This window comes from Pseudomonas frederiksbergensis, assembly GCF_000802155.2.
GTDB lineage: Bacteria > Pseudomonadota > Gammaproteobacteria > Pseudomonadales > Pseudomonadaceae > Aquipseudomonas > Aquipseudomonas frederiksbergensis_A.
The window spans coordinates 184,813-196,899 of sequence record NZ_JQGJ02000011.1; the positions used below are offsets into that span (position 1 = coordinate 184,813).

Here is a 12,087-nt window from a genome sequence, read left to right on the forward strand (position 1 = left end):
GGTGACGGATAACGGAACATTCCGGAGCGACTGGCGGGTGAAAACAAAACTCTCAAAAGGAGCAATACATGACTGCCTTAAACCTGATTCCCGGCCAATTGAGCCTGGCTCAATTGCGTGACATCTATCAGCAACCGGTGACCCTGAGCCTCGACGCCAGTGCATCGGCGCAGATCGAAGCGAGCGTTGCCTGCGTGGAACAGATCCTCGCCGAGAATCGTACTGCCTATGGCATCAACACCGGTTTCGGCCTGCTGGCCTCGACCCGCATCGCCAGCGAAGACCTGGAAAACCTGCAGCGCTCCCTGGTGCTGTCCCATGCCGCTGGCGTGGGCGAGCCGATCAGCGACGCGCTGGTGCGGTTGATCATGGTGCTTAAGGTCAACAGCCTGAGCCGGGGTTTTTCCGGCATCCGTCGGCAGGTGATCGATGCGCTGATTGCGCTGATCAATGCCGAGGTCTACCCGCACATCCCACTCAAGGGTTCGGTCGGTGCTTCGGGTGACTTGGCGCCACTGGCCCACATGTCCCTGGTGCTGCTGGGCGAAGGCAAGGCCCGCTACAAAGGCGAATGGCTGCCGGCCGTCGAGGCGCTGAAAGTCGCCGGCCTCGCGCCACTGACCTTGGCCGCCAAGGAGGGCCTGGCGCTGCTCAATGGCACGCAAGTTTCCACAGCATTTGCATTGCGCGGTTTGTTCGAAGGTGAAGATCTGTTCGCTGGCGCCCTGGCCTTGGGCAGCCTCACGGTGGAAGCGGTGCTCGGTTCGCGCTCGCCATTCGATCCGCGCATCCATGCCGCCCGGGGCCAGAAAGGCCAGATCGATGCGGCCGCGGCCTACCGCGATCTGCTGGGCGAGCGCAGTGAAGTCTCCGATTCGCACCAGAACTGCGACAAGGTCCAGGATCCGTATTCCCTGCGCTGCCAGCCGCAAGTAATGGGCGCCTGCCTGACCCAGTTCCGCCAGGCCGCCGAGGTGCTGGTGATCGAGGCCAACGCGGTGTCGGACAACCCGTTGGTGTTCGCCGCCGAGGGCGATGTGATTTCTGGTGGCAACTTCCACGCCGAACCGGTGGCGATGGCCGCCGACAACATGGCCCTGGCGATTGCCGAAATCGGCTCCCTGAGCGAGCGGCGCATTTCGTTGATGATGGACAAGCACATGTCGCAACTGCCGCCGTTCCTGGTGGCCAATGGCGGGGTGAACTCCGGTTTCATGATCGCCCAGGTGACCGCGGCTGCCTTGGCGAGTGAAAACAAAGCACTGTCCCACCCTCATTCGGTGGACAGCCTGCCGACCTCGGCCAACCAGGAAGACCACGTCTCCATGGCCCCGGCCGCCGGCAAGCGCCTGTGGGAAATGGCCGAGAACACCCGTGGAATTCTTGCGGTGGAATGGCTCGCGGCGTGCCAGGGATTGGACTTGCGTGGCGGTTTGAAAACCTCCGCCAAGCTGGAACAAGCCCGGAATCTGTTGCGTGCAGAAGTGCCGTTCTATGAGAAGGACCGGTTCTTTGCGCCGGACATCAATGCGGCCACTGAACTGTTGGCGAGCCGGTGCCTGAACGAACTGGTCACGGCGCAGTTGTTGCCGAGCCTGTAAGGGCCTTTTCGCGAGCCTGCTCGCGAATCGATTTTGAATGCGACGAGGAAACCGGGATGAAAACCCTCTGGCAAAACTGCCACGCCGCCACCATGGCCCAGGGCGTCTACTCGATCATCGAAGACGCCGCCATCGTCACCCAGGGCGAGCACGTTCAATGGATCGGCCCGCGTGCCGAACTGCCGACGGGCGACTACCCGTCGGTCAACGACCTCAAGGGGGCCTGGGTCACGCCGGGGCTGATCGACTGCCACACCCACACGGTGTTTGGCGGCAACCGCAGCGGTGAGTTCGAACAGCGCTTGCAAGGCGTCAGCTACGCCGAAATCGCCGCGGCCGGCGGTGGCATCGCCAGTACTGTGCGCGCCACCCGCGCCGCCAGCGAAGACGAGTTGTTCGCCAGCGCCGCCAAACGCCTGAAAAGCCTGATGCGTGATGGCGTGACCACGGTGGAAATCAAATCCGGCTATGGCCTGGATCTGCCCAGCGAGCGCAAGATCCTGCGGGTCATTCGCCGCCTCGGCGCCGAACTGCCGGTCAGCGTACGCAGCACGTGCCTGGCGGCCCATGCCTTGCCGCCGGAATACAAGGATCGCGCCGACGACTACATCGAGCACATCTGCACCGAGATGCTGCCGGCGTTGGCCGCCGAGGGGTTGGTGGATGCGGTGGATGCCTTCTGCGAATACCTGGCATTTTCCCCGGCGCAAGTCGAGCGGGTGTTCATCACCGCCCAACAACTGGGCCTGCCGGTGAAGTTGCATGCCGAGCAATTGTCGTCGCTGCACGGCTCCAGCCTGGCGGCGCGCTACCAGGCGCTGTCGGCCGATCACCTGGAGTTCATGACCGAAGACGACGCCAAGGCCATGGCTGAGTCCGGCACCGTGGCGGTGTTGCTGCCGGGGGCGTTTTATTTCCTGCGCGAAACCCAGCTGCCGCCGATGGATGCCCTGCGCAAACACGGCGTGAAAATCGCCGTGGCCAGCGACCTCAACCCCGGCACCTCGCCGGCGTTGTCGTTGCGCTTGATGTTGAACATGGCCTGCACCTGTTTGCGCATGACGCCGGAAGAAGCCCTGGCCGGGGCGACAATCCATGCGGCACAGGCCCTTGGCATGGGCCATACCCACGGTTCGCTGGAAGCCGGCAAGGTGGCGGATTTTGTCGCCTGGCACATCGATCGCCCCGCCGACCTGGCCTACTGGCTCGGTGGCGATCTGGAAAAACGCGTCGTGCGTCACGGCGTGGAAATCGATTAGGAGAACGGTTGTGGAGAAGGTCCTGAATTTCAAGCAAGGGCGGGTGCCGCTGTTGATCAGCATGCCCCACGCCGGCCTGCGCCTGACCCCGGCGGTAGAGGCAGGGTTGATTCCCGAGGCCCGGAGCCTGCCGGACACTGACTGGCACATCCCAAGGCTCTATGAGTTCGCCAATGAGCTGGGCGCCAGCACCCTGGCTGGCGAATATTCGCGGTTCGTCGTCGACCTGAATCGACCCTCCGATGACAAGCCGATGTACGTCGGTGCCACCACCGGCTTATACCCGGCGACGCTGTTCGATGGCGTGCCGTTGTTTCGTGAAGGGTTTGAGCCATCGGCCGAAGAGCGGGCAACTTACCTGCAACAAATCTGGATGCCCTACCACCAGGCGCTGCAGCAGGAGCTGGCGCGGCTCAAGGCTGAGTTTGGCTATGCCTTGCTGTTCGATGCCCACTCGATCCGTTCGGTGATCGCGCACCTGTTCGATGGCAAGCTGCCGGACTTCAACCTGGGGACGTTCAACGGCGTCAGCTGCGACCCGACCCTGGCCAGCCAGCTCGAAGCTATCTGCGCCCGCCACGAACAGTTCACCCATGTGCTCAACGGGCGTTTCAAGGGCGGCCACATCACCCGGCACTACGGCAACCCGGCCCAGGACATCCACGCGGTGCAACTGGAACTGTGCCAGAGCACCTACATGGAAGAATTCGAGCCGTTCAACTATCGCCCGGACCTGGCGGCGCCGACCCAGGTGGTGCTCAGGGAGTTGCTGGAAGGCTTCCTGGCTTGGGGGCAGCAGGCTTACAAAAAATAACATCTGCGCGATTCCTCTGTGGCGAGGGGATTTATCCCCGCTGGACTGCGAAGCGGCCCCAAAATAGCTGATCCATGCCGACTCAATGGGTTGGATCCAGATTTTTGGGACTGCTGCGCAGTCCAGCGGGGATAAATCCCCTCGCCACAAGTGTATGTGTCCTGACTCCTTGGAATGGGAACTGTCGCCACCGTGCAAAATCGCGTCGCCACAGTTCATCTTCAGCCCCTCGGCGCTGCGTAATGTTTTGAGTACGGTGCAGCAAGACACCGACCTACAATAATCCGCTGCCGCACGAGATCTTCCCGATGAAAAGACTGTTCAAGCGCTGTCTGTCGATCCTCTGCGGTACTGTCATCTTGAGCGGCGGCGCGATGGCCGCCGAGCCTGCGTCCTGCCAGACCGTGCGCATGGGAGTGGTCAACTGGACCGATGTGATCGCCACCAGCGGCATGGCCGACGTGTTGCTTACGGGGCTGGGCTATGAAAGCAAGCAGACCAGCGCCGTGCAGCAGATCATCTTCGCCGGCATTCGCGACAAGCGGCTCGATATCTTTCTGGGCTATTGGAAGCCGGCGATGGACAAGAACATCGCCCCGTTCCTGGCGGCCAACCAGGTGAAGGTATTGGACAAGCCGAGCCTGGCCGATGCCCAGGCCACGCTCGCCGTGCCCGACTACGTGGCCGCGGCGGGGCTCAAGACCTTCGGTGATATCGCCCGCTTCAAGGACCAGCTCGGCGGCAAGATCTACGGCATCGAGCCGGGCAGCGGCGCCAACACCACCATCAAGACCATGATCGAGACCAACCACTTTGGCCTCAAGGATTTCAAATTGATCGAATCCGGCGAGGCCGGGATGCTGGCGGCGGTACAACGGGCGGTGAATCGCAAGGAATTCGTGGTGTTCGTTGGCTGGACTCCCCACCCGATGAACATCAACATGAACATCGCCTACCTGACCGGCAGCGAAGACGTCTATGGCCCCAACGAAGGGGCCGCGACCGTCTCCACAGTCACCGCGCCGGACTACGCCCAACGTTGCCCGAATGTGAACCGGCTCCTGGAGAACCTCACCTTTACCGCTGCCCAGGAAAGCCAGTTGATGGTGCCAATCATGGAGCGCAAGACACCCCAGGACGTCGCCCGGCAATGGCTGCGCGAGCATCCCGAGGATTTGCAGCGTTGGCTCGCTGGCGTGACCAGCTTCGATGGCAAGGATGGAATTGCGGCGGTGCAGGCCAGCCTCAAGAACTGACACGGTATCAAGGACAGCGATAATCCCTCGCCACAAAAGCGGCTGAGCCACATCCTCTATCGACGCATGGCAATCCAAGATGGCCTACCCACTTTCCCGGGCAATGTCCGCCTTCATCGATAAAACTCTGGGCTTCACCGCCCCGGACGACAGCCTCGCGAGCTCGCGTCAGGCCTACAGCCATATGTGCCGGGCCTTCACCCCGCCGCGCCCGCCGACACTGGCGGTCGAGGATCTGCACCTGGCTGGCGTGCCCATCCGCGCCTATCACCCGCGCACGGCACCGCCGCTCGCCGGCTGGCCGTGCATCCTATACCTGCACGGTGGCGGTTGGGTGGTGGGGGACCTCGATTCCCATGACTTCATCTGCATGGAGCTGGCCTTGGACCTTGGCGCATTGGTCGTGGCGGTGGATTACCGACTCGCGCCGGAGCATCCGTTCCCGGCCGCTTTCGAAGATTGTCTCGCGGTGTGGCACCACTTGGCGGACACCCCGTTTGCCATCGACCCCCGTCGCCGTACGTTGGTCGGCGACAGCGCCGGAGGCAATCTCGCCGCAGCGTTGTGCCTGGCTTTGCGCGATGCCGGACAACCGTTGCCCCGGGCCCAGGTGTTGATCTACCCGGCACTCGGCGGCCCCGCGGATTTGCCGTCGCGTCATGAATGCACCGATGCGCCGCTTCTGAGCAGCCAGGATGTGGAGCGCTATGAGGCGCAGTACCTGGGTAACTTGCAATCCACACCGTACGCTGCACCGTTGCTCGCCGAGAACCTGAGCGGCTTGCCACCGGCGCTGATTACCGTAGCCCAATGGGATCCTTTGCGTGACGACGGCATCCTTTATAGCGAGCGGCTGAACGCCGCAGGCGTGGACGCGGTGCTCCATGTCGGCAACGGGCTGGTCCACGGTTGCCTGCGCGCCCGGGGACGTGTGCCAGAGGTCGATAAGATGTATCGCACGCTGTTCGCTTATCTCGCTGACACGCTTTGACTGCGCGCAGGGCATGCTCATTGACGTAATTCGGGTTTATGATGCCGGACGGCAGACTAAATAGAAGTCCCCCCAGGGATGACTCGACCCCTTACGGAGCGCGCAATGCAGACTTTGTACCCGCAGATCAAACCCCATGCCCGGCACGATCTGGCTGTCGATGACACCCACACGCTTTACGTCGATGAGAGCGGTTCGCCAGAAGGCCTGCCGGTGGTGTTCATCCATGGTGGCCCGGGGGCGGGTTGCGATGCGCAGAGCCGTCGCTACTTCGACCCGAACCTGTACCGCATCGTCACCTTCGACCAACGCGGCTGCGGCCGGTCCACGCCCCACGCCAGCCTGGAAAACAACACCACCTGGGATCTGGTCGAGGACCTGGAGCGCATCCGCAAGCACTTGGGCATCGAAAAATGGGTGCTGTTCGGCGGCTCCTGGGGCTCGACGTTGGCCCTGGCCTACGCCCAAACCCATCCGGAGCGGGTACATGGCTTGATCTTGCGTGGGATCTTTCTCTGCCGTCCGCAGGAAATCGAGTGGTTTTACCAGGCCGGCGCCAGTCGCCTGTTTCCGGATTACTGGCAGGACTACATCGCGCCGATCCCTCTGGATGAGCGCGACGACCTGCTCAGCGCTTTCCACAAGCGCCTGACTGGTAACGACCAGATCGCCCAGATGCACGCCGCCAAGGCCTGGTCGACCTGGGAGGGCCGCACCGCGACCCTGCGCCCGAACCCGTTGGTGGTCGACCGCTTCTCCGAACCGCAGCGCGCCCTGTCGATCGCCCGGATCGAATGCCACTATTTCACCAACAACGCTTTCTTCGAACCCAACCAGCTGATTCGCGACATGGGCAAGATCGCCCATTTGCCGGGCGTCATCGTGCACGGTCGCTACGACGTGATCTGTCCGCTGGACAACGCCTGGGAACTGCACCAGAACTGGCCCAACAGCGAACTGCAGGTGATTCGCGACGCCGGCCACGCAGCCTCGGAGCCAGGGATCACCGATGCGCTGGTGCGCGCGGCCGCGCAAATGGCCCGGCGCCTGCTTGACCTGCCGCCCGAAGAAGCATGAAAGGTCTGCTGCAACGGGTTCGCGGCGCCCGGGTAGAAGTCGCGGGCGAGATAGTCGGTGCGGTGGACCATGGCTTGCTGGTACTAGTGGCTGTCGAGCCCGGTGATACCCGGGCCCATGCAGACAAGCTCTTGCACAAGCTGCTCAATTACCGGGTGTTCAGCGATGACGCCGGGAAGATGAACTTGTCCCTGGCGGATGTGGCAGGAGGGTTGCTCCTGGTTTCCCAGTTCACCCTGGCGGCGGATACCAAAAGTGGCCTGCGTCCGAGTTTCTCCACCGCCGCGCCTCCTGCCCTTGGCGAAGAGTTGTTCAACTATTTGCTCAGCCAGGCGAAACAGGTGCATGGCACCGTGGCATCAGGTAGATTCGGCGCCGACATGCAAGTGCATCTGGTCAATGATGGCCCGGTAACCTTCCTGTTACAGGCCTGAAAGCGTTTGAAACATCTTTTCGGTCCGGTTTCGAGGCAAAACAGGCTGTTTTCTCGATAAATACTTTACTAGCCCTGATGCGTTGTCACGCGGCGTACTAGATAATCGCGCGCTACGGGGGACCAGCGTTCGCTGGTCCATTTGACTTAGGTAGAGACTTGTCCTGAACCGTTTGGGGAATCATTTTGTCCCATCGGAGTCGGAACAATGCTCGCCAACTTGGCAAGAGTGGTCCGCAGGAACGGTTTTTCAGCGCCGTTACCGTGTAGATACTTTATCTGGCCGTTGGTTTTTTGATCAGTATTCGGCGAGGGTTGCTCGTGATTGTTAGTCCCTGTAATGCACCAAAAATGACTGCCAAACGGTTTAGAAACGCTCTGGTAGCGGGCTCGGCCCTGTTGTGCCTGTTTGGCGCCGGCCAACTGTGGGCATTCAGCCTGGATGATGTATCGGCAAAAGCGCAAGAACTGGCCGGGCAGAAGTTCGAGGCCCCGCGCAGCAATTTGCCGAACGAATTCCGCGAAATGAAATTCGCCGATTATCAGAAAATCCGTTTCCGTACCGAAAAAGCGGAATGGGCCGACCAGAAGACCCCGTTCCGGCTGTCCTTCTACCACCAGGGCATGCACTTCGATACGCCGGTGAAGATCAACGAGATCACCGCGACCACCGTCGAAGAGATCAAATACGACCCGACGCGCTTCGATTTTGGTGACGTAAAGTTCGACCCCAAGGCCACCGAGCAGCTGGGCTACGCGGGTTTCCGCGTGTTGTACCCGATCAACAAGGCCGACAAGCAAGACGAGATCATGACCATGCTGGGCGCGAGCTACTTCCGCGTCATCGGCAAGGGCCAGGTCTACGGCTTGTCCGCCCGTGGCATGGCCATCGACACCGCACTGCCGTCGGGTGAAGAGTTCCCGCGCTTTCGCGAGTTCTGGATCCAGCGTCCAAAACCGACCGACAAGCACCTGGTGATCTTCGCCCTGCTGGATTCGCCGCGGGCCACGGGCGCCTATCGCCTGACCCTGCGTCCAGGTACCGACACCGTCGTCGACGTGAAGTCGCGTGTGTTCCTGCGCGATCGGGTCAACAAGCTGGGCATCGCCCCATTGACCAGCATGTTCCTGTTCGGCGCCAACCAACCGTCCAAAGTGCTGAACTATCGTCGTGAACTCCACGATTCCAGCGGCTTGTCCATCCATGCCGGCAACGGTGAGTGGATCTGGCGTGCGCTGAACAATCCGAAACACCTGGCCGTAAGCAGCTTCTCGGTGGAAAACCCGCGTGGTTTCGGCTTGCTGCAACGTGGCCGTGACTTCAGCCACTACGAAGACCTGGACGATCGCTACGACAAGCGTCCAAGTGCCTGGATCGAACCAAAAGGCGACTGGGGCAAGGGCACCGTTAACCTGGTGGAAATTCCGACCGCCGACGAAACCAACGACAACATCGTTGCGTTCTGGAGCCCGGAAAAACTGCCTGAGCCAGGCCAGCCGCTGGACTTCGCCTATCGCCTGCACTGGACCCTCGATGAAGCCAGCCTGCACTCGCCAGACAGCGCCTGGGTCAAGCAGACCCTGCGTTCCACCGGTGACGTCAAGCAGTCCAACCTGATCCGTCAGCCGGATGGCAGCGTGGCCTACCTGGTCGATTTCGAAGGCCCGTCCCTGCAAGCCCTGCCGGAAAACGCAGAAGTGCGCAGCCAGGTGAGCGTCGGCGACAACGGCGAGATCGTTGAAAACAGCGTGCGCTACAACCCGGAAACCAAGGGCTGGCGCCTGACGCTGCGCCTGAAGATCAAGGACCCGAGCAAGTCCACCGAGATGCGTGCCGCCCTGGTCCGGCCGCTTGTCCCGGTTGAACTGCCGGCCGCCTCGCATTCGGTGACCACCTTGGCCAAGGCTGACAAGGTCGCCAAGCAGCAGGGCGAGAAAGAGAAGACCAACGAGCAAGCCAGCGAGCAAAAAGAAGCCAAGGCCGTCAAGGCGTCCACCGCCGCCGCCGAGCCGACCCCAACCCCACAGGAACCGGAGCAGACTGAGCAAGTCCTGACCGAGACCTGGAGCTATCAGTTGCCTGCCGATGAGTAATACTCCCGTACAACCAGAATCTCTTCGCGAGTATCTGGCCCATTTGCCGATGACCGACGAGCAGCGCGCCGAGCTGGCGGGCTGCAAGTCCTTCAGCGAATTGCATGAACGCCTGGCTTCCTCGACATTCGATGCACCCACCGAGTCGGCGCAAGCCTCGGTAGGTCGTCGCTTGACGCTGAGCACCGCTGAGGAACTCGAGGACGCCGAGATGCTGGCGCTCGATTCCAGCGGCCGGGTGTGCCTGAAGGCGACGCCGCCGATTCGCCGGACCAAGGTTGTGCCGGAGCCATGGCGTACCAATATCCTGGTACGTGCATGGCGCCGCCTGACCGGTCGCACCAATCCGCCGAAGCCGCCCAAGGACGAACGCGTATTGCCGCACGCGCGTTGGCGCACCGTGGGGTCGATCCGCCGCTACATCCTGCTGATACTGATGCTTGGCCAGACCATCGTCGCCGGCTGGTACATGAAAGGCATCATGCCGTACCAGGGCTGGTCGCTGGTGGACCTGGACGAAGTGCTGCACCAGCCGCTGTTGCAAACGGCCACGCAAGTGCTGCCGTATGCGCTGCAAACCAGCATCCTGATCATGTTCGGGATTCTGTTCTGCTGGGTGTCGGCTGGTTTCTGGACCGCGCTGATGGGGTTCCTCGAACTGCTCACCGGTCACGACAAGTACCGTATCTCCGGGGCCAGCGCCGGCAACGAGCCGATCCCCAAGGACGCCCGCACCGCGCTGGTGATGCCGATCTGCAACGAGGATGTGCCACGGGTGTTCGCCGGCCTGCGCGCCACCTTCGAGTCAGTCGCAGCCACGGGAGACCTGGATCGCTTCGACTTCTTCGTGCTCAGCGACAGTAACGAAACCGATATCTGCGTGGCTGAACAGCAGGCCTGGCTGGATGTCTGCCGCGAAACCGGCGGCTTCGGCAAGATCTTCTACCGCCGTCGCCGTCGCCGCGTGAAGCGCAAGAGCGGCAACCTCGACGACTTCTGCCGTCGTTGGGGCAGTGACTACAAGTACATGGTCGTGCTCGACGCTGACAGCGTCATGAGCGGCGAATGCCTGACCAGCCTGGTACGCCTGATGGAAGCCACGCCGGACGCCGGCATCATCCAGACCGCGCCAAAGGCTTCGGGCATGGACACGCTGTATGCGCGCATGCAGCAGTTCGCCACCCGCGTCTATGGTCCGCTGTTCACCGCCGGCCTGCACTTCTGGCAACTGGGTGAATCCCACTATTGGGGCCACAACGCGATCATCCGCATGAAGCCGTTTATCGACCACTGCGCCTTGGCGCCGTTGCCCGGTAAAGGTGCGTTCTCGGGCGCGATCCTCTCCCACGACTTCGTCGAAGCCGCGCTGATGCGCCGTGCGGGTTGGGGTGTGTGGATTGCCTACGATTTGCCGGGCAGCTACGAGGAATTGCCGCCGAACCTGCTGGACGAACTCAAGCGTGACCGTCGCTGGTGCCACGGCAACCTGATGAACTTCCGGCTGTTCCTGGTCAAGGGCATGCACCCGGTGCACCGCGCGGTGTTCCTGACCGGCGTGATGTCCTACCTGTCGGCGCCGCTGTGGTTCTTCTTCCTGGTGCTCTCCACCGCGCTGCTGGCGGTGAATACGCTGATGGAACCGCAGTACTTCCTGGAGCCGCGCCAGTTGTATCCGCTCTGGCCACAATGGCATCCGGAGAAGGCCATCGCGCTGTTCTCGACCACCATCGTGCTGCTGTTCCTGCCCAAGCTCTTGAGCATCGTGCTGATATGGGCAAAAGGCGCGACGGAGTTCGGCGGCAAGTTCAAGGTCACCCTGTCGATGCTGCTGGAGATGCTCTTCTCCATGCTGCTGGCGCCGGTGCGCATGATCTTCCACACTCGCTTCGTCCTCGCCGCTTTCCTGGGCTGGGCCGCGACCTGGAACTCGCCGAAGCGTGACGACGACTCCACGCCGTGGAGCGAAGCCGTCAAGCGCCACGGCCCGCAGACCCTGTTGGGCTTCTTCTGGGCACTGCTGGTGATCTGGCTGAACCCGAGCTTCCTGTGGTGGCTGGTGCCGATTGTCGGCTCGCTGATGCTGTCGATCCCGGTCTCGGTGATTTCCAGTCGCGTGGGCCTGGGCTTGAAGTCCCGTGATGAAAGCCTGTTCCTCATTCCTGAGGAATACGCACCGCCACAGGAGCTGCTGTCGACAGACCAGTACACCCATGAAAACCGTTGGCACGCGCTGAACGACGGTTTCATCCGGGCGGTGGTCGATCCACGACAGAACGCCTTGGCGTGCGCATTGGCGACATCGCGTCACGGCCAGGCCGAGCCCATCGAGTGGCTGCGGGTCGAGCGCGTTCGTCACGCTTTGAAGGTCGGCCCTGCTGGTCTCAATAACGCTGAGCGACTGGCCTTGCTGAGCGACCCGGTGGCCTTGTCCCGCCTGCATGAGCAGGTCTGGAGCGAGGCGCATCCGGAGTGGCTGGCGGCGTGGCGTGAGTCGGTGAAGGCTGACCCGCACGCACCGTTGTTGCCGCTGCAGCCGGTGAGCGTACAGCCTCAACTGGCCTG

The 12,087-nt window shown here is 62.2% G+C and carries 9 protein-coding genes; all 9 read left to right on the forward strand.

Annotated elements, in window-relative coordinates; genetic code table 11:
* Nucleotides 1-68 precede the first annotated feature (68 nt).
* On the forward strand, nucleotides 69-1,601 hold the full coding sequence (hutH, locus tag JZ00_RS20305) for a histidine ammonia-lyase (RefSeq protein ID WP_039592734.1): 1,533 nt from the start codon (nucleotides 69-71) through the stop codon (nucleotides 1,599-1,601).
* A 56-nt stretch (nucleotides 1,602-1,657) separates the two neighbouring features.
* Nucleotides 1,658-2,860, forward strand: coding sequence for an imidazolonepropionase (gene hutI, locus JZ00_RS20310; RefSeq protein ID WP_039592735.1), 1,203 nt, complete (start codon nucleotides 1,658-1,660; stop codon nucleotides 2,858-2,860).
* Between the two features lie 10 nt (nucleotides 2,861-2,870).
* The gene (hutG, locus tag JZ00_RS20315; RefSeq protein ID WP_039592736.1) at nucleotides 2,871-3,674 is read left to right on the forward strand and encodes an N-formylglutamate deformylase; all 804 of its coding nucleotides are present in this window, start codon (nucleotides 2,871-2,873) and stop codon (nucleotides 3,672-3,674) included.
* 308 nt (nucleotides 3,675-3,982) lie between these two features.
* Nucleotides 3,983-4,930, forward strand: a complete 948-nt coding sequence (locus JZ00_RS20320; RefSeq protein WP_039592737.1) for a choline ABC transporter substrate-binding protein — start codon at nucleotides 3,983-3,985, stop codon at nucleotides 4,928-4,930.
* A gap of 79 nt (nucleotides 4,931-5,009) precedes the next feature.
* The gene (locus tag JZ00_RS20325; RefSeq protein ID WP_039592738.1) at nucleotides 5,010-5,921 is read left to right on the forward strand and encodes an alpha/beta hydrolase; all 912 of its coding nucleotides are present in this window, start codon (nucleotides 5,010-5,012) and stop codon (nucleotides 5,919-5,921) included.
* Between the two features lie 105 nt (nucleotides 5,922-6,026).
* Nucleotides 6,027-6,998 carry a prolyl aminopeptidase gene (gene pip, locus JZ00_RS20330; protein WP_039592739.1) on the forward strand — a complete coding sequence of 324 codons (972 nt, stop codon included), beginning with the start codon at nucleotides 6,027-6,029 and terminating at the stop codon, nucleotides 6,996-6,998.
* Nucleotides 6,995-7,432 carry a D-aminoacyl-tRNA deacylase gene (dtd, locus tag JZ00_RS20335; protein WP_039592740.1) on the forward strand — a complete coding sequence of 146 codons (438 nt, stop codon included), beginning with the start codon at nucleotides 6,995-6,997 and terminating at the stop codon, nucleotides 7,430-7,432. The genes pip and dtd overlap by 4 nt, the downstream gene beginning before the upstream one ends.
* Nucleotides 7,433-7,782: 350 nt before the next feature.
* Entirely contained in the window at nucleotides 7,783-9,525 is a 1,743-nt protein-coding gene (locus tag JZ00_RS20340) for a glucan biosynthesis protein G (RefSeq protein ID WP_235433105.1), read from the forward strand.
* The coding region (gene mdoH / locus JZ00_RS20345) for a glucans biosynthesis glucosyltransferase MdoH (RefSeq protein WP_039592749.1) at nucleotides 9,518-12,087 on the forward strand (2,570 nt) is incomplete at its 3' end. The genes JZ00_RS20340 and mdoH, both read left to right, overlap by 8 nt.

Coding starts and splice junctions, on each gene's coding strand:
- dtd (WP_039592740.1), top strand. CDS start 6,995: ATGAAAGGTCTGCTGCAACGGGTTCGCGGCGCCCGGGTAGAAGTCGCG.
- pip (WP_039592739.1), top strand. CDS start 6,027: ATGCAGACTTTGTACCCGCAGATCAAACCCCATGCCCGGCACGATCTG.
- hutH (WP_039592734.1), top strand. CDS start 69: ATGACTGCCTTAAACCTGATTCCCGGCCAATTGAGCCTGGCTCAATTG.
- JZ00_RS20325 (WP_039592738.1), top strand. CDS start 5,010: ATGGCCTACCCACTTTCCCGGGCAATGTCCGCCTTCATCGATAAAACT.
- JZ00_RS20320 (WP_039592737.1), top strand. CDS start 3,983: ATGAAAAGACTGTTCAAGCGCTGTCTGTCGATCCTCTGCGGTACTGTC.
- JZ00_RS20340 (WP_235433105.1), top strand. CDS start 7,783: ATGACTGCCAAACGGTTTAGAAACGCTCTGGTAGCGGGCTCGGCCCTG.
- hutI (WP_039592735.1), top strand. CDS start 1,658: ATGAAAACCCTCTGGCAAAACTGCCACGCCGCCACCATGGCCCAGGGC.